The following is an 18815-nucleotide window of genomic DNA, read 5'->3' as shown; positions in this document are numbered from 1 at the left end:
GGCGGTCACGTCGGGCATCAGCTCGCCTCGGAGGTTCAATTACTCTTCCGGTGCATCGGGGAAAGCCTGCTGGGTGTAACCACCCCGCAGCGTTCCCTCCAGATAGGCGGCCTTACAGGCCCGCCGGGCGATCTTGCCGCTGGAGGTCCGCGGGATGGATCCCGCGGGGACCAGCAGGATGTCACGGGCGGTGACGCCGTGCCGTTGCGAGACGGCGGCGCGCACCGCGTCGGCGATCGGCTGCGGGTCGGCCTTACCGGCGCCCGGGCCCCGTTCGCCCACGATCACCAGCTGTTCGGAGGCGTCGTCGGCGTCGAACTTCAAGCCGGAGTGGCTGTCGGCCTCGAACACTTCGGCGGGCAGCTGGTTGGCCGGCACCGAGAAGGCGGCGACGAAACCGGGCCGCAGCGACTTGCTGGCCTCCTGTGCGGAGTACTCCAGATCCTGCGGGTAGTGGTTGCGGCCGTCGACGATCACCAGGTCCTTGACGCGGCCGGTGATGTAGAGCTCGCCGTTGTAGTAGACGCCGTAGTCGCCGGTGCGCATCCAGTCGACGTCCGCATCGGTGCCCTCGGTGTGGCTGCCCTCGGCGAGCCGCTGGGTCACCTTGTTGCGGAAGGTCTTGGTGGACTCGTCCGGGCGGCCCCAGTAGCCGATGCCCATGTTGTTGCCGTGCAGCCAGATCTCGCCGACCTGCCCGTCCGGCAGTTCCCGACCGCCGTCGGGGCTGTCCACCGACTCCGGGTCGACGATCGCGGCCCACTGCGAGAGTCCGACATAGCCGCAGGACACCTGCGCGATGGCATTGTCCGAACCCTGGTCGACCGGGACCATCCGGCCGGCGTTGAGCTCGTGCCGATCGACGTAGGTGACCTTGGCCTCGTCCTCGGCGCGGGTGGCGGAGACGAACAGCGTCGCCTCGGCCATGCCGTAGCAGGGCTTGATCGCGGTCTTCGGCAGCCCGTACGGGGCGAAGGCCTCGTTGAATTTCTTCATCGAGGACGTGGTCACCGGCTCCGAGCCGTTGATCAGCCCGATCACGTTCGACAGATCCAGCGATTCGCCGGCCTTGGGCAGGCCACGCACGGCGGCGTGCTCGAACGCGAAGTTCGGCGCCGCGGCGAAGGTGCCGGCGCCGTCGGAGACGGCGGCGAGTTCCTGGATCCAGCGCGAGGGCCGCCGCACGAACGCGCTCGGCGACATGATGGTGATGTAACGGCCGCCGACCGCGGGCAGGATCACGGTGAGCAGGCCCATATCGTGGAACAGCGGCAGCCAGGTGACGCCGCGGGAGTTCCAGTCCAGATTGAGCGACTTCACCATCTGCAGCACGTTGGTGCCCACGGCCCGGTGGGTGATCTCGACACCGGCCGGGGTCCGGGTGGAACCGGAGGTGTACTGCAGGTAGGCGATGTCGTCGTTGGCGATATCGGGCCGCACCCAGCTGTCGCCGAGGCTGTCCGGGATCGCGTCGACGGCGATGATGCGCGGCCGCTGCGCGGCCGGCAGCGAGCGGAAGAACTGCCGCACCCCCGCCGCGGAGGAGGTCGCGGTGAGGATCGCCGCGGGCTCGCAGTCGCCGAGCACCGCGTGCAGCCGGTCGGTGTGGCCCGGTTCGTCCGGGTCGAACAGCGGCACCGAAATGGTGCCGGCGTAGATCGCCGCGAAGAAGGAGATCACGTAGTCGAGGCCCTGCGGGGCCAGGATCGCCACCCGGTCGCCCGGGTTGGTCACCTGCTGCAGGCGAGCGGCCACCGCGCGCAGCCGCACCCCGAACTGCTGCCAGGTCAGCTCGTGCACCTCACCGTCGCGTTCCCGCGAGTAGTCGATGTAGCGGTACGCGAGCGTGTTCGCGTCGTTGCGGGTGTGCTTCTCGACATGATCGACCAGGGTCCGCCCCTCGGGAATCACGATGTTCCCGGTCGCGTCCAGGTAATCGTCGAAAGTCTCTTCCATTCCTTCTTCTCCTCCGAGGCACGAACAGCCAGGACGGCGCCGACTCCGGCGGAGTGGACGCTGCTGCCTGAAAGGCCCCGACTCTCTTTCGCCGCCACCCGGCCGGACGCATGACGGGTACGCCCGGACGAGCTACGGATATTTCCTGCGGTCTGCGCGGCGACCGCTATCGGCTAGATGTAATCAAACCAGGCCCATGTTACAGAGAACGCCGGCTCACTCCTCCCGCAGCAGCGGAATCACCGGAGCAAACGCATCCATCTGGGTGGGGAAGATGCCGACATAGGACATCGACGTGAGCTTTCGCACCCGTTTGATCTGCTCGGCGATCTCTTCGAAGGAACCGATCGCGACATAGGGCGAGTTCAGGATGTCCTCGACACCCAGTTGCACGTCCACCTCGAGATCGGGGTGCAGGCCGCGCTCGATGGCCGACAACGCCATCTCTGCGGTCTTCTCCCGGTCATCGGTGATCACGATCGCGGTGATCGCCCAGTTCAGCTCGATTTCGGCGAACCGGTCACCGGCGGCTTCCTTGATCAGGTGCACCTTTTCGAGAGTCTTCTCGAGGGTGATTCCCGACAGCAGGCCCTTACCGCCCGGCGTGGTCACCGGCACCACCGAGACGATGTCGGCGTGCTTGGCGGCCAGCTTCAGCATCCGCGGGCCGCCGCCACCGGTGCAGATCGGCGGGCGCGGACCCTGCCGCGGGCGCGGTGTGCCCTTGATGCCGTGGACCTGGAAGTACTTGCCGTCGAAGTTGCATTCCTGGCCGCGCAGCAGCGTGTCCAGGATGGTCAGCGATTCGTCCAGCTTGGCCAGTCGCACACCGGGCCGGTCGTACTCGATCCCGGCGGCGGCGAACTCGTCCTGCTTCCAGCCGGCGCCGAGGCCGACCTCCAGGCGCCCCTTGGACAGCACATCGATGGTGGCCAGATCCTTGGCCAGCACCACCGGGTGCCGGAAGCCGTTGGCGAGCACCGAGGTGCCCAGCCGGATCCGGTCGGTCGCCTGGGACAGCGCGCCGAGTGCGGCGATCGGGCCGATCTGGTCGCCCAGGTGGTCCGGCACCACGAAGGTGTCGTAACCGTACTCCTCGGCCTGCTGCGCCGTCCGGACGAACTTTCGGGCACCGCCCTCCTGCTTGTTGCCCTCGCCCGCGGCAGCGAAGCGGAACGGTCGCAGCGGCGTGCCCAGTGCGGTCAACTCCGATTCCACACCAGTGGGCGCGGCGGCTTCGGTCATCTACTCAGGCTCCTGGCTGTACGGGTGGTTACCGGTCGGTACACGCCCTGCCGACGGGCGGCGGGAGCGCGATCATCAGCGCACTTTACAGCGTGTCCGCGAACTGGCGTGCGTATGTCACATCACACGGTGACCGACTCCGATACTCACCGGTAAGTGATTGTCACGACACACCGGGGTCTCATCGGGTGGGACTCACCATTGCGCTCCGGGTCAGGAGTGCGGCGGATACGGCGCACCGTCGATCAGCCCGGCCGCCCACTCGACCGTCCACTGGGGTGCCGTGGTGCCGTCGGCATCGACGGTGAAAGAGTTGTACAGCGCGTGCACCGGGTTGCCGGCCGCCTGGATCAGGGAGTTGAGGCTGCCCAGCACATTGATCGGATTCAGCGCCTCACGCGGGGCGTCACAGATCAGGTCGCCGGGTGCGCAGATGCTGTTGGTGCGATCGGCGAGCGCGCCGAAGCCACCCGCCCGCGGCCCGGTCATGGTGATCCCGGGCACCTCGATGCCGCGCAGCGCCACCTCGGCGCCCACCCCGGCGGGCGGCGGGCTGCCGATCTCGACCGGCTGCCCCGGCCCGTTGTCGGCGGTGCGGCGGCCGTCCGCGAGGACGGTCACGCCGAGCACCAGATCCGCCGGTACCGGACCGTTGCCGGCACCGATCTGCGCGGCGACATCGCCGACGATCACCGCGCCCTGGGAGAACCCGGCCAGCACATAGGTGGTCAGCGGGCAGGCCGCATGCCGCTCGGCGAGCACATCCACCGTCCGCTGGGTGCCCTCGCTGCGGCTGTTGTTGTAGGACTCCTGCCCGTCCGGCGGCAGGGCGATGGGGTTCGAGAACTGGGCCACGTACGGCACCGTGTAGACCTCGAGCCGCTCCGCCGGGAACCGGGCCCGCAACGGCTCGGTGACGTTGAGCATCAGCGAGGCCGGGTTGGCGGTGGGGTGGTAGGGGTCGTCGTTCGACGCCGACTCCCAGGTGCCGGGCACCGAGATCATCATCACATCCGGGCAGTCGGCGGACTGCGAATCCGGGCGCGGTGGACCGGGTGGGGTGGGCCCGGGCTCCCGCAGCCGCCCGGCCAGCAGGTACCACAGCAGCACCACCACCACGATCACCAGCACCAGCACCGCCAGGGCGGTCAGACACCCCAGCGGCCGGATCCGGCGTGATCGCCTCGATGCCCGGGCGTTCACGGGCAGTAGGTTTCGGTCGCCGCCTCGATATAGGCGGTGGCGGCTTCGTCCACGGACTTGCCGCTGGCCTCGAACGCAGGGTCGGTACCGGCCATCGCGCCGACATAGGCACGCAGCTCCTCATCCGTGGCGCCGGCGGCCCGGCCCTGGCAGACGTACTGGGCGGCCACCACGGCGGTCTGGGTGTCCTCGGGGTGCATACCGCGCGCACCCAGCGCGTCGATGTACGCCGCGTCCCGCTCGTCGGCCGGTGCGGGTGCCGGCTCCTCGGCGGGGCTCGGCTCCGGCGCCGGCTGTTCGGCGGCGGGCGGCTCACCGGGCTGCCCTTCGGGGGCCGGCGCCTCGGGGGCGGGTTCGGGGGTGGGCTCGGAAACCGACGTGCTCGCGTCGGCTGCGGTGGTCAGGGTCGGGGTCTGCGACGCCGTCGACTCGTTGTCACCGCAAGCGGTCAGCAGACCGGCAGCCGCCAGGGCCGCGATCGATCCGACAACTGCGACAGGGATGCGATGCATGAAGGGTCTTCCTCGTATGTTCGCCGGGTAGCTGCTCCACGGCTGGGAGCGATCGCAGACCAGGCTAGCGGCAGTTCCCGCGAACTCGGGGCAGCGGCGAGGATGCTCAGAGAACTCTCAGTGCCCTGCCCGGCCTTTCACAGGGCCCTGACCTCGGCCAAGCCGTCCCGGACCACGATCGAGCCGGTCTGGAAGTTCTGCTGGATACCGCCCGGGATCAGGTGTTCGTCACCGGTCGGATAGCCGAGCGGCCCGTTCTCGAACCCCTGGGCACCCCAGGCATCGAGGATCGGACCGTTGCGCACCGCCCAGGCGCCGGACAGCGGGCTCCAGTAGATGGCGCCACCCTCGAAGCTGCTGTACGCGCCGAGATCCTTCAGCGGTGCCTCCCCGGCCGTCGGGAATCCCAGCACGCTGTCCTCGAAACCGAGCTCCTGGTACTTGGCCAGGATCAGACCCTGGACCCGGTGTGCGCCGGTCTCCGGGCTGAAGAACATCGGGCCGTGTTCGAAGGTCTGCACGGCTCCGTCGCGGTTGGGGGTCCGGGTCTCGGCGGAGACCGGATAGCCGGCCGGTCCGCCCTCGAAGCCCTGTCGCCCCCATTCGGCAAGGATCTCGCCGCGTACCGCGTGGGCGCCGGTCTCCGGGGTCCAGTAGATTGCGCCGTGCTCGAACGGCTGCATCCGGCCGCGGCCGTCGGGCAGGCCGCGTTCGGCCTCGGCGGGCAGGCCGAGCGGTGATCCGGCGCCGCCCGCGGCGGTGTAGGCACCGCCGATCCGGCCACCGACCGGGTGCGCCCCGGTCGCTGCCGAATAGAACACCCGGCCGCCGTAATAGTCCTGGGCCACACCGGATCCGGCCGGGTATTCGGTGGTCAGGCAGTTGCCCAGCCAGGCGTGTGCCTGCCGGGCGGCCGCGATGGCACCACCCGGGTCACAGGCGGTGCCGCCGTCGGTGCCGAGCGCCGCCGCGGCCTGCGGCCACGACTGCCGCATCTCGAAATCCCAATACGGCCAGCTGTGCGTGCCGGACGGCCGATAGTTGGCGGTGACCGGGATCTGCAGTTCGTCCAGCTTGGTCACGAAGTTCTCGGTGGACAACCGGGAGAGGATTTCCAGCCCGGTACCGGCCCAGTTGGTGCTGAGCAGCGGGAGATCGCCCAACGGGTCGTGCGATCCGGCCAGGCCGCTGCCGCTGGAGACGTACATGCTCACCCCGCGCAGCCGGTCGGCGAGCAGGTACGGGTCGTGCGCCGCCCATTCCGGACTGGTCGGCGGGCCCCACATCGCGGCGGCGTCGAACCCGCCGGCATCCCGGTTGGCGAACTGGATCGCCTGCGGCATCCCCAGTGTCGTGGTGGTGAGCAGACCGGAATAGGAGGCCACGTACTTCGCGAAACCCGGTTGCCGGGCCGCGAGGTTCATCGCCGCGGTTCCGCCCATCGACAGGCCCTCGATACCACGCACCGGGGTGGTCCGCCAGTCGCGTTCGAGTACCGGCGGCAACTCCTCGGTGAGGAAGGTCTCCCACCGGTAGTGGTGACCGTTGTTCGGCTCCAGCCAGTCGGTGTACCAGCTGGCCTGGCCACCCACCGGGAGCACGACGTTGACGTTCTTGTCGGCGAAGAATCCCTCGGCGTCGGCGTCCTTGGTCCAGCCGTTCTCGTCGTCCTGGGCGCGTAACCCGTCCAGCATCAACAGCATCGGGAAGCTCGCATCCGGCCGGGCGTTCCAGTCCCGGGCGAGCAGCAGCTGCACCTGGATCGGGGTGTCCATGGCCGGCGAGTAGACCCACAGCGCCACCCGGCGGTCGGACAACCATTCGACCCGCTGCACGACTGCCCCCGGAGCGGGTTGCGCCGAAACCGGCGTGCAAACAGCGGGCAACACCAATGCCGCAGCGGTGACCGCAATTCCCAGCAGACGTCGCATCGACGTCCCGACCGCACGTTTCATGGTGCCCCCTCTCCGCCCGATTGCCACCCCGATCGAGGACCTGCCATCAATCGGTTGTACACCGGCAAACTCGGAATTCCCGGTAGGGACACGCAAAAGGGCCGGTTCACCACAATCGGTGAACCGGCCCGACAAGCCGCGCGGGGCCTAGGAAATCAGGCGCCGAGTGCACCCAGGATGTGCGGGCGCGCCTTCCACAGCTGCTCCTCCCAGTACTTCCAGGAGTGGGTACCGGCCGGCGGGAAATCGTATTCGGCGGCGATGCCCAGCGAGTTCAGCCGACGCTGGAAGGCCTTGGTGCTGGCGAAGGACAGCACCTCGATCCCCATCGCGTTGGCGGTGTTGAACGCGCCGATTGCGGAGGACACATGGTCGAACTCACCCGGCAGGCCGGTGGCCGCCGAGATGTAGAGCGGCGTGCCCCGCAGTTCGGGGGCGAAGACCATCGGGTCCATCCGCACCCAGGCCGGGCTCCACGGTGCGGCCATCGCGTCGACATTGAACCGGCCGGCGTCGAGCATCATGACGCGGATCGCTTCCCGCATGCCCGGCGCACTCCAGTCCAGCGGCCCGGAGAAGGACGACGCATGCTGGAACTGATCCCGGTGCAGCGCCGCCAGCCGCAGCGCCGCCGGACCGCTCATGGACAGACCGGCCACCGCATTGTTGGTGCGGGAGACGCCGTAGCCTTCCAGGAAGGCCGGCAGCTCCTCGGTCAGGAAGGTCTCCCACTTGTAGGTGGTCTTCTGGCCGTTGATGTTGCTGGGCCGGTTCCAGTCCGCATACCAGCTGGACTCACCGCCGACCGGCATCACCAGGGTGACGTTGTCGTTGGCGAACTGCTCCATCGCGTTGGTCTCGAAGGACCAGGCGTTGCGGTCGTCGCGGGCGCGCAGACCGTCGAGCAGGTAGAGCGCCGAGCTGCCGCCGTTGCGGGCCCACTGCACCTGCACCTTGATCGGGCCCATCTGCGACGGGACCATCAGTTCTTCGTAACCACCGGCCGGTGCGCGCAGCACCGGCGCGGGAGCCGCGGCCGCAATCGGCGCGGCCACCCCCGCTGCGATCGGCAGCACGAGCGCGGCAGCTCCGGCGGCCAGTAGTCGCCGTGCTGCTCGTCCGGTTCGGGATCGCGGCATCTGCGCCTGTTCACTCTGCGGCGCGACGGCCCTGCCGAAACGCATGTATTCAGCTCTCTTTCTGCTGTCGTGGCCGGGCCGCGTCGTTCACGGGCCCTGCCGGCGCTACCGATGTGATGCACGTCACTTTCATGTCGGATCCCGACCTTCCGACACACAGAGCCGCACAACAACGATGTGGTCACACTTTCGCTCGCTGGAGGATATTCGACCGCCGAACCCTAGGCAAGAGGAACGGAAGGGAAGCGGGCCACCGGCAACACGATTCGGGCCCGAACCGCGAAATCGCGCGGCCCGGGCCCGAATCGGTGAATTTCACCGATAACGACGTGGATCAGCCGATATGTGCGGAAAGGTCCGGAATCATCCGCAAGGCTTCGTCGTTCCAGTTGTTCCAGGCGTGGATGCCGTAGGCCGGGAACGAGTAGGTGACGTTCGAGGCCCCGAGAGTCGCCATCCGCACCTGGAAGGCCCGGGTGTTCGCCAGTGCCAGCGCCTCCAGCGCCATCCCGTTGGCAGTTCCGACGCTCGGCAGGTCCCGATCGGTGGGCAGGCCACTGGCCGCGGCGATCCAGAGCCGGGTGTTGTTGGCGACCAGGTTGGGCGCGAAGACGAACGGATCCATCCGCAGCCACTGCGGACCCCACGGCGGCGCCATCGAATCCACGTTGTAGCCACCGGCGTCCAGCATTGCCAGACGGATCGCCTCCCGCATACCGGGCGCGGAGATGTTCAGATAGCCCGAGTACGCACCGGCGAAGGAGAACTGATCGGGATGGTAGGCGGCCAGCGTCAGCGCGGCCGAACCACCCATCGACAATCCGAATACGCCGTTCCGGTTCGGATTGAAGCCGAGCCGGTCGCGCAGCGCCCAGCGCAGCTGATCGGTCAGGAAGGTCTCCCACTGGTAGCGGTAGCTCTTGCCCGGACCCGCGGAGAAGGCATTGGCCGCGCCCGAACCCGAGGACGGGGTGGCCCCCGGCGGGACACCGAAGAAGCTGCTCGGCGCATTCCAGTCCGCATAGAAGCTGGACATGCCGCCGACCGGCATCACGACGTTGATATTCGCCGCCGCCAGGGCGGCAGGAATCTCGGTTTCGATCTCCCAGCCGTTCAGGGTTTCCGGTGCACGCATACCGTCGAGCACGTAGACCACCCGGTGGGTGTTGCCGTCGGCGGCGCGCAGGATCCGGGACTTGATCGGCCCCATACCGGAATCGACCCAGAAGTCGAATGCGTGCGGATTGAAGGCGGCCGACGCAGTTCCCGTACCCCCGACCATCACCCCCATCGGGACCAGCAGTGCCATCGTGACACCGGCTGCCCACCGCCGCAGCCGGGATCCGCTGCGCTTCCAGCGCGCTGTTCGCATTCCAAACGACCTTTCTCGGACGTCCGGCGACGCAATCCCCGAGCAAACGCCGCCGGACCCGGTACCTGGCACCGAGCCGAAGCATTCTGGCAAATCAGACGATTCGACCTCGGTACATACTCTCCGTGCATAAATCGTTGACGAATGCTCTACATGTTGCTGGAAAGTGACTCCGGGCACAACCAGCGACGCCGCCGACACTCCCGATTCGTCACCGCCCGGCCGCTGGATCGTGACGGTTCCGGCCCCGGACATACGACAACCGCCCGGGTGCGGACCCCGGGCGGTTGTCGTCGAATGCTTCGATCAGCCGATGTTGGCGGACATGTCCGGCAGCATCTTGTAGACCTGATCTTCCCAGTTGCGCCAGTTGTGCACGCCGAACAGCGGGAAGTCGTAGGTGGCGTTGCCGCCGCCCAGCGTCGCCATCCGGACCTGGAAGGCGCGGGTGTTCGTCATGGCGAGCACCTCCAGCGGCACACCCTGGATGACCTCCATCGGGCCGGAGATGTCACCGGCGGCCGGCACACCCGCGGCCGCGGCGATCCACAGCCGGGTGTTGTTGGCGACCAGGCGCGGCGCGAAGACGAACGGATCCATCCGCAGCCATTCCGGACCCCACGGCGGCGCCATCGCGTCGATGTTGAACCCACCGGCCGAGATCATCGCGGCCCGCATCGCCTCGCGCATACCCGGGGCGGAGATGTTCAGGTAGCCGGAGAAGGAGCCGGCGAAGGAGAACTGTTCCGGGTGGTAGGCGGCCAGCGTCAGCGCGGCCGAACCACCCATCGACAGCCCGAACACGCCGTTGCGGTGCGAGCTGAAACCCAGCCGGTCCCGCAGGGCGTTGGGCAGCTGGCTGGTCAGGAAGGTTTCCCAGCGGTAGGTGTTGGCCTTGCCGTCCACCTCGACCGGAGCGATGGAAGAACCGGTCATAGCCGAACCGGTGGCGGCGGACCCGGTGCTGCTGCCACCGGAACCGGCGTCCAGGCCGAGGAAGCTACTCGGTGCCCGCCAGTCCGCGTAGAAGCTGGACTGGCCGCCGACCGGCATCACCACATTGATGTTCCACTTGGTGAGCTCGCGGGCGACCTCGGTGTCGATCTCCCAGCCGTTCAGGTCGTCGCGCGCCCGCATCCCGTCCAGCGCGTACACCACCCGGCCGGTGTTGCCGTCGGCGGCGCGGAAGATCCGCGACTTGATCGGACCCATATCGGATTCGACCCAGAAATCGAAGCCGTCCGGGTTGAACGCGGCCGATGCGGTACCCGCACCGATCGGGGCCGCGACGGTGGCACCCAGCGGCATGATCACCGCAAGTGAAACCAGCATCGCTCGTTTGAGTCGTGCCCCGACTCCCCGGGTATGTAAACGTCCGCCACGCATTGAAGTTCCGGCCTTTCGTGTCTGTACGGCATCGACTGAAGAGTCGACGCGCACCCGACCCAGCGCGCCGACGACAACGTTCTCGTGCACCATATCGTGATATCGATAGCTGGGCGTTACCGAAACGATACACAATGACCCAGGCCACGTTTATCCGCACTGCCACCGGGACAGATGGGAAAAATGTGGTCGCTGTGATGCACTGAGGCTATCTCAGCGTGGCGGTTCCGGATACGGATCGACCAGACCACACCGCTGGATCTCGTACTTCGGCACCCGATCGATCCGGTACTCGGCGAACCGGAAGGCATTGCGCAGGTTGTGCTTGAACCGGTCGAAGTCCAGCGGGTCCCGGGTGGACAGCAGCAGCGCCTGGGTGTCCGGGCAGGACATCGCCACCCGGGCCTGGGCCACCCACTCCTCGTCCATGTACCAGGGCATCCACGGATGCTGGTCCACCATCCCGGAGTCGACCACCACCCAGTCCGGGTACAGGCTCTTGTCGTGGCCGATGCGGCCGTCGGTGAGCCGGTCGGTATGCGCGGCCAGCGGGTATGCCAGCCCCATCGGGTCGACCACCTTCACGTCCAACGGAACGTTCATGCTGGTCATACCCAGGTTCAGGAAGTAGACCGTATGCCCGGCGCCGTCCTCGGGAATCGGCTGCGGCGGCGGATCCAGATACCAGGACGTGAACGAGGGCGAGTTCAGCAGCAGCCCGCCGTTCGGGTTGTTCCCGATATCGCGGACCATCGCCCGCATCCGCGGGTAGTCCAGATAGTCCTCGGCCAGAATCGGATGATCATGTCCGGTGTTCAGGACGTAGTAGATCCGCTCGTCCACGATGCCGGACTCGGGAATCTTGGTGCCCGTCGTGATCGCCGTGGTGTTCCCGGCGAACAACGCCCAGCCGACCGTGCCCAGCAGCGCCACGGCCACCGCCGCGAACGCCGGGCTCGCGGCGGGGACCGCACCGCGGCCCGCGCCCGCCGGTAAGAACCGCAGCGGCAGCACCGCCACCGGCAGCAGCAGGCAGAACAACTGGGTCAGCAGCATCCGGCCGTGCATGAAGTCGCCGCCGACACGCAGGGCGTAGACGGTCAGCAGCACGCCGCTGACCAGCATCAGGGTCACCACTGCCGCCGGGGTACGCAACCAGGTGCGCAGCGCCGTGACCGAGATCCGGCTGCGGTTCCAGCCGAACTCTGTCCCGCGGGCGCGCGCGGCCAGCAGACCGGCGATCAGCAACACCAGCAGCGGCAACCACAGGTAGTAGGGTCCGACGAGATCCCAGAGGTAGACGAAGCCCTGACCCCATTTCGCGCCTGCGGCATCCTTGGCGACCGCCGTGTTCGGGTAGGGCAGGCCGTAGTAGCCCATTCGCCAGATCTGATACCCCACCGGCACCAGCCCGGCCACGCCGACGATCAGGGCGCGCAACACGGTCGGGCCGTAGCGGAACTCCGGCATCGGGGCCAGGAAGAGCATGCCGAGCGCGAGCACGCCGATCAGCGACGCCTCCGGCCGCACCAGCGGGGCCAGCCCCGCCAGGAACACCAGACCGAACAGAGCCGGGACCCGGACCCGCTCGGCCTGCGTCCAGCGGATCAGCAGCCACCACAGCAAGCCGACCCAGCAGATCACCAGGCCGGACTCCAGACCGGAGGTGGCGTAGTCGCGCGCCGGGGCGAGCGCGATGTACACCAGCACCCCGGCCGGCAGCAGCAACTGGGTCGCGGTACCGCCCCACAGGCGCGCCGCGCCGAGCATCGCGAACACGATCGCGAGCAGCGACAGGGTCAGCGCCAGCCCGAGCACCACGTACTCCATCCGGAGCTCGGTGAGCCAGCTGAAGAACCAGACCAGATAGGTCCAGGCGGTGCTGGTGTTGGTCTCGACCCGCTCGCCGGCGTTGAACACCGGACCGTTACCGGCCAGCAGGTTGCGGACCGTACGCAGCACGATCAGGCCGTCGTCGGCGATCCAGCGCCGGTTCCAGGCGCCCACCGCGAACACCGCCACGGTGATCGCGATCCCACTCAGGAAGATGCCGCGGGATAATCGGGAGAAGCGCGACGGAGCAGCCGCACGCTGGGCGTCCGGCTGCTCCTCGTATTCGGTTCGATCCGCTCCCGTCAACATCTCGTCAGGTGAGATAGACAGCGACACCTACCGCTCCGATCCAGGCGACTGCGAGGAACTGGAGGACGCGGTCCCCCAGGGCGATCTCTTCGGGTTCGCCGGCCTCGCCACCGTCGACGTCGACCGCGTACCGCAGAATTGCGATGGTAAACGGAATCATCGAGATCGCGAACCACTCGGTGTCCTTGGCGGCGCCCTGCTCGAATGCCCAGAGGCCGTAGAACACCACCACAGCGGTGGCCGCGAGAGTCCAGATGAACCGCAGATAGGTGGGCGTGTAGTACTGCAGCGATTTGCGGATCTTGGCGCCGGTGTTCAGCGCGATCTGCAGCTCCGCGTACCGCTTACCGGCCGCCATGAACAGCGAGCCGAACGCCATGATCAGCAGGAACCACTGCGACAGCGGAATGTCGGCGGCCGCACCACCGGCCACCGCGCGCAGCAGGAAGCCCGACGAGACGATGCAGATGTCCAGCACCGCCTGATGCTTCAGGCCGAAGCAGTAGGCCAGCTGGATGCCGATGTAGACCGCCATCACCACGGCAAGCTGCCAGCCCGCCGCGAACGAGGCCAGGATCGAGCCGGTGAACAGCGCGATCGCCAGCGCATAGGCGAGGTTCATCGGAACCACGCCGGCCGCGATCGGCCGGAACCGCTTGGTGGGATGCGCCCGGTCGGCCTCGACATCGAGCGCGTCGTTGATCAGGTAGACGCCCGAGGCCGCCATACAGAACACGACGAATGCGATGCCGACCTGCGCCAGCACGTCCACATCGGTGGCGGTGCCCGCCGCCAGTGGCGCCGCGAGCACCAGGACGTTCTTCACCCACTGGCGCGGACGCATCGCCTTGACGACACCACCGGCCAGGGTCTTCGGGGGACCCTTTACGGCACCTTCGGCCAGGTCGACACTCGTCGGCTCTTCACTCATCTCAGGCTGCGCCTTCTGCGGTAGCGCCCGGTCGGGCAGGGCTGTTTCGGTTCTTTTCGACGGCCAGCAACGCCGCTGCGGAGGCTGCACCGAGCGCCGAACCGGCGAGCACATCGGAGGGGTAGTGCACTCCGAGCACCACCCGCGACAACAGCATCGGCGGCACGAGCACCGCAGGCAAGGGTAGCCCGGTCAACCGGCCGAGCAACACCGCAGCCGCCGTCGTGGACGTGGCATGCGAGGAAGGGAAGCTTAGTTTGCTCGGTGTCGACACGTTGACCTGCACCGATGGGTCGTTCGGGCGCGGACGGCGCACGACCCGCTTGATCACGATCGATGCTGCGTGCGCACCGACCGCGCCGACGGCGACACCGGCCCACTGGCGCCGGCGCGGCTTGTCGACCAGCCAACCGGCCGCCGCGATACCGACCCAGCCGAGCGCATGCTCACCGAAATGCGACATGCCGCGGGCGGCGGACACCACACCCGGGTTGCCGCCGATGGTGGCCTGGACCGCGTTGATCACGGCGACCTCCGGCGGCCGCGAGCCGGTCGCCCCGTCCTGCAAAGTCGGGTTCATCGCGTTCACTGCTGGGTTCCGTTCGTCGTGCCGAATACCTTTTCCCATGCCGCCGTGCTGCTGAGCTCGGCGTGGGCGGCGCGGTAGCGCTGCTGCATCTCCGGGAACCGGGCGGTCAGTTCCTTGCGCAACCGCATCGCCTCCTTGAGCAGGGCGGCGGCTGTGCGCGGATCACGCTTGCGGTAGACCACGCCCCGCCCGTCCGCGGTGGTCACGGTGACGCCGTCGACCTGGGACAGCAGGAACCAGCGTGCGTCGAGTGTCGGCACGTTCAGCTGCGGGGTCTCATGGTGTCCGGTGTCCGCGGAACGGAAGTTGTGCAGCACCCCCTTGGCCAGCCGAGCCACCTTGGCGATCGGGTTCGCCGGTTCGCCGACCGCACCCACATTCCGGCCGCTGGCCAGCGGCAGCTCGGTCGACGACGGCAGCACCACCGCGTCCGGGTACTCCTTGCGCATGGCGGCGATCTTGCCGAGCGCCGAGGGCAGCAGCTCGAACAGGTGCTCCGGCCCGGCGAGGAAGTCCCGGATCGCCTCGTTCTGAATGGCGACGGTGGAGTACTCGAGACACAGCAGATGCTTCAAGGTCGCCTTGACCGTGTTCGCGATCATCGCCTTGCCGTCGCCGGGCAGGTACATGGCGGCGACGATCAGCCGGTTGCGCAGGTGGAAGTACGCCTGCCAGTCGATGGCGTCGTCCTTGTCGCTCCAGGCCATATGCCAGACGGCCGCACTCGGCAGGGTGACCGTCGGATAGCCGGCGGCGCGGGCGCGCAGACCGATCTCCACATCGTCCCACTTCAGGAACAGCGGCAGCGGCTGGCCGATCTCCCCGGCGACCTGCCGCGGGATCACACACGTCCACCAGCCGTTGAAATCGACGTCGATCCGCCGGTGCAGCAGCTTGGAGTTGTCCCGGTCGTGCAGCGGGTACTTGGCGAAATCGTGGTCGTACTCGACGTTGGGGGCGGCGCTCCACATGAAGATGCTGCGGTCCACCACCTCGCCCATGACGTGCAGATGCGAGCGTTCCTGCAGGTTGAGCATGTGCCCGCCGACCAGCAGCGGCGACTTCGCGAACCGGGAGAAGGCCAGCGCCCGCAGGATCGAATCGGGTTCGATCTCGATATCGTCGTCCATGTAGACGATGAATTCGGCGTCGGTGGTCTGCAGCGCCTCGTACATCACCCGGCTGTAGCCGCCGGAGCCGCCCAGGTTGGGCTGGTCGTGGATGGCGATCCGGTCGCCGAACGCCGCGGCGGCCTCGGTGAACCCGGGCTCGTCGACCACCTTGCGGGTGCCCTGATCCGCGATGATCACCGCGTCGATATGCGCGAGCACCTGCGGGTCCGAGCACAGCGCCGCGAGGGTGTTCACCATATCGGTGGGCCTGTTGAAGGTGGGCATGCCGACCGCGATGGTGCCGGCGCCCGGCGCCTGCTGCGGCGCGTACCAACCGCCGGACAGCAGCGTCACCGCCGTGTCGGTGGTGATGTCGAACCACAGCCAGCCGCCGTCCTCGAACGGGCCGAGGTCGGTCTCCAGTTCGATCAGCGCCGGTGCGGCGGTATCGCCGGAGAATTCGCGGCCGAGTACGTGGATGCGGGAGCCGTCGGCCTTGGACCGGTACAGATCCACCCGGCCGTGCCCGGCCAGCCGCAGCCGCAGCACCACCGCGTCCAGGATGCTCCAGCGGCGCCAGTATCCGGCGGGCAGGGCATTGAAGTAGGTGCAGAACGACACCTCGGATTCGGCGCCGATCGACAGCGAGGTCCGGCTGGTGGCGTGCGCCCGGCGGGCGTTGGTCGCCGACTCCTCGAGGTAGAGCTTGCGCACGTCCAGCGGCTCGCCGGGGCGCGGCAGGATCACTCGGGCCAGCAGGGCGACCGCCCGGCCGGAATCGAGCTCCGCTGCGGGTGCCGCAGCCGGAACGGCCGGTGCCGCGGGGCGGATGGCGGTCTGCTCGGTCACTTGTCGTCCTCCACCAGCGCCGCACCGGTCTCGAAATGCGGGCGCAGCACATTCTCGAACATGCTCAGCGCACTGCCGATCGCCATATGCATGTCCAGGTACTGGTACGTGCCCAGGCGGCCGCCGAACAGCACCTTCGACTCGGCGGTCTCGGCCTTCGCCCGCTCCCGGTAGGCCAGCAGTTTGGCGCGGTCCTCGGGGGTGTTGATCGGGTAGTACGGTTCGTCGCCGGTCTGCGCGAACCGGGAGAACTCGCGCATGATCACCGTCTTGTCGGTTCGGTAATCGCGTTCCGGATGGAAGTGCCGCGGCTCGATGATCCGGGTGAACGGCACATCGGCATCGTTGTAGTTCATCACCGAGGTGCCCTGGTAGTCGCCGGACTCCACCACCTCGGTCTCGAAGTCGATGGTGCGCCAGCCCAGCTCCCCCTCGGCGTAGTCGAAGTAGCGGTCCAGCGGGCCGGTGTAGACCACCGGAGCGTCCGGGCTGGCCGCGCGCAGCTCCTCGCGCACATCGAACCAGTCGGTGTTCAGCCGCACCTCGATCAGCTCGGAGGCCGCCATGTTCTCCAGCCACTTGGTGTAGCCGTGTTTCGGCAGGCCCTCGTAGGTGTCGTTGAAGTAGCGGTTGTCGAAGGTGTAGCGCACCGGCAGCCGGGTGATGTTGCCGGCGGGCAGTTCCTTCGGGTCGGTCTGCCACTGCTTGGCGGTGTAGTCGCGGATGAACGCCTCGTAGAGCGGGCGGCCGATCAGCGAGATCGCCTTCTCCTCGAGGTTCTGCGCATCCTTGGTGTCGATCTCCGAGGCCTGATCGGCGATCAGCTCCCGCGCCTCGTCCGGGGTGAAGTAGCGGCCGAAGAACTGCGAGATCAGGCCGAGCCCCATCGGGAACTGATAGGCCTGCCCCTTGTGCATCGCGAACACCCGGTGCTGATAGCCGGTGAACTCGGTGAACTGGGTGACGTAGTCCCACACCTTCTTGTTCGAGGTGTGGAACAGGTGCGCACCGTACTTGTGGATCTCGATTCCGGTTTCCGGTTCGTCCTCCGAATACGCATTGCCACCGAGGTGGTAGCGGCGATCCAGCACCAGCACCCGCTTGCCCAGCAGGTTTGCGGCACGTTCGGCGACGGTCAGCCCGAAGAAGCCGGAGCCGACCACGATCAGATCGAAGTTGTTGACTGAGTTACCGGGGGACGATGCGACGGTCACGGGAGCCCAGCGTATCGGAAGCTCGCCGGATGTCCCGGTGGAGTCACCCACCGCGCGGATGCGGGCCGATCAGTACCGCGGGTAGCCCGTCGGCGGGCCGTAGCCACGGGGTGCGTTCTTGGCGGCGATCCACCGGCCGGTGGACGGGACGACGGCGAGGATGAACACCACACCCGCCAACACTGAGGGCAGCAGAATCGGAAAGCCACCGTTGGCCAACGGGAGGATGATCCCGGTGGCCGTGGCCAGACCCGTCACCATGGCCACCAGCACCCGCCCGGCGGTGGTACGCATGAACAACAGCACCGATCCCAGGAACAACAGGAAGTTGACCAATCCGCCGATCGCGAAACCGATGAAGGCCGATGTCGGCGCATCGGAGTCCGAATCGATGAAGACGAAGAGCCCGACCGTCAGACCGATACCGCCCAGGATCGCGATCAGCAGGGCAAGCGATGCCGCAGTGATCCCGGTGGCACCGGAAACCGGCGCCGCGGGCGGGTGGCCATACGGTGGCGGACCGGCCGGAAATCCCGGCGGGTACCCGCCGGGCGGATAGCCGGGTCCGGGCGGCATCGGTTGTCCGTAGCCCTGCTGATGCCAGCCCTGCTGCTGCCCGTACGGGTAACTCATTCGCCCCCCCTGATGGTTCACTGATCCTGCTGCTTGGGCACTATACGTCGCCCGCGGACCCGGTGTTCTCCGGCAGCGATGCGGCGGCGAGCGCGGGGAGCAGCAGGACCAGGCCGAACCCGATTGCGGTGGCGGCGCCGGACACGCTGTGCTGCACCAGGGTGTTCACGATGCCGAGGACACCGGTGAACGCCTCCCCGATCGCCTCCGCCGTGGAGCTTTCCGGGAACCAGTGGATGCCGTACCCGGAGTCGTAGCGCACCCCGGCGGCGAACAATGCGATCAGGCCGAACGTCAGTTGGACGCCGGCGGCCACGGCGAGGACGTAGCCACCGGTCCGGTCACCGCGCAGCAGGGCGACGGCACCGTAGCCGAAGACCGCGGCCGCCAGCAGGCTGCCGAGTGCGGTGAGTACGGCCAGGGAATCGTCGAGCGCCGCGCGATCGTCGGCGAACGCCTGCGCCACCAGCACCAGGCCGACCAGATTGCCGACCGCCGCCACAGTCGCGGTTCCGACTGCCGCGCCCAGCACCATCGTGCGCCACTGGGTACCGGGCTGCTGTTGCACCATGGAACG

General features: G+C 67.9%; 15 protein-coding genes. All 15 read right to left on the bottom strand.

All coding sequences use genetic code 11. From position 1 onward, the window contains the following. Positions 1–39: 39 nt before the first annotated feature. The 15 genes from fadD32 to AC1HFH_RS02075 all read right to left on the bottom strand — a co-directional run bounded on the left by fadD32 (position 40) and on the right by AC1HFH_RS02075 (position 18809). Positions 40–1956 (bottom strand): long-chain-fatty-acid--AMP ligase FadD32, encoded by a 1917-nt coding sequence (gene fadD32, locus AC1HFH_RS02145; protein WP_480245747.1) that lies wholly within the window; start codon positions 1954–1956, stop codon positions 40–42. A 216-nt stretch (positions 1957–2172) separates the two neighbouring features. Continuing rightward, on the bottom strand, positions 2173–3201 hold the full coding sequence (locus AC1HFH_RS02140; RefSeq protein ID WP_480245746.1) for an LLM class F420-dependent oxidoreductase: 1029 nt from the start codon (positions 3199–3201) through the stop codon (positions 2173–2175). 213 nt (positions 3202–3414) lie between these two features. Beyond that, entirely contained in the window at positions 3415–4410 is a 996-nt protein-coding gene (locus AC1HFH_RS02135) for a cutinase family protein (protein WP_480248016.1), read from the bottom strand. Next, positions 4401–4916 (bottom strand): DUF732 domain-containing protein, encoded by a 516-nt coding sequence (locus AC1HFH_RS02130; protein ID WP_480245745.1) that lies wholly within the window; start codon positions 4914–4916, stop codon positions 4401–4403. Before AC1HFH_RS02130 ends, AC1HFH_RS02135 begins: the two co-directional genes overlap by 10 nt. A 137-nt stretch (positions 4917–5053) precedes the next feature. Next, positions 5054–6871, bottom strand: a complete 1818-nt coding sequence (locus AC1HFH_RS02125; protein ID WP_480245744.1) for an alpha/beta hydrolase-fold protein — start codon at positions 6869–6871, stop codon at positions 5054–5056. Positions 6872–7026: 155 nt separating this feature from the next. Beyond that, complete coding sequence (locus tag AC1HFH_RS02120) at positions 7027–8055, bottom strand: alpha/beta hydrolase (protein ID WP_480245743.1); 1029 nt, start codon at positions 8053–8055, stop codon at positions 7027–7029. A gap of 289 nt (positions 8056–8344) precedes the next feature. After that, positions 8345–9382, bottom strand: coding sequence for an alpha/beta hydrolase (locus AC1HFH_RS02115; RefSeq protein ID WP_480245742.1), 1038 nt, complete (start codon positions 9380–9382; stop codon positions 8345–8347). Between the two features lie 306 nt (positions 9383–9688). Then, positions 9689–10714: an alpha/beta hydrolase gene (locus AC1HFH_RS02110; RefSeq protein WP_480245741.1), complete on the bottom strand. Its 1026-nt coding sequence runs from the start codon at positions 10712–10714 to the stop codon at positions 9689–9691. Positions 10715–10981: 267 nt separating this feature from the next. Beyond that, positions 10982–12910, bottom strand: a complete 1929-nt coding sequence (locus AC1HFH_RS02105; protein WP_480245740.1) for an arabinofuranosyltransferase AftB family protein — start codon at positions 12908–12910, stop codon at positions 10982–10984. Between the two features lie 4 nt (positions 12911–12914). After that, a complete protein-coding gene (locus AC1HFH_RS02100; protein ID WP_480245739.1) occupies positions 12915–13841 on the bottom strand; it encodes a decaprenyl-phosphate phosphoribosyltransferase in 927 nt (308 codons plus the stop codon). Between the two features lies 1 nt (position 13842). After that, on the bottom strand, positions 13843–14421 hold the full coding sequence (locus tag AC1HFH_RS02095) for a phosphatase PAP2 family protein (protein ID WP_480245738.1): 579 nt from the start codon (positions 14419–14421) through the stop codon (positions 13843–13845). A 5-nt stretch (positions 14422–14426) separates the two neighbouring features. Further along, complete coding sequence (locus AC1HFH_RS02090) at positions 14427–16301, bottom strand: glycosyltransferase (protein ID WP_480248015.1); 1875 nt, start codon at positions 16299–16301, stop codon at positions 14427–14429. An 86-nt stretch (positions 16302–16387) separates the two neighbouring features. After that, positions 16388–17605: a UDP-galactopyranose mutase gene (gene glf, locus AC1HFH_RS02085; protein WP_480245737.1), complete on the bottom strand. Its 1218-nt coding sequence runs from the start codon at positions 17603–17605 to the stop codon at positions 16388–16390. A 69-nt stretch (positions 17606–17674) separates the two neighbouring features. Next, positions 17675–18238 (bottom strand): hypothetical protein, encoded by a 564-nt coding sequence (locus AC1HFH_RS02080; RefSeq protein ID WP_480245736.1) that lies wholly within the window; start codon positions 18236–18238, stop codon positions 17675–17677. A gap of 40 nt (positions 18239–18278) precedes the next feature. After that, positions 18279–18809 carry a hypothetical protein gene (locus AC1HFH_RS02075; protein ID WP_480245735.1) on the bottom strand — a complete coding sequence of 177 codons (531 nt, stop codon included), beginning with the start codon at positions 18807–18809 and terminating at the stop codon, positions 18279–18281. Positions 18810–18815: the final 6 nt, after the last annotated feature.

It is taken from the genome of Nocardia sp. KT25-26 (assembly GCF_056627695.1).
Note: the sequence above shows the minus strand (reverse complement) of the source record. Positions and strands in the feature narration are given on the sequence as shown.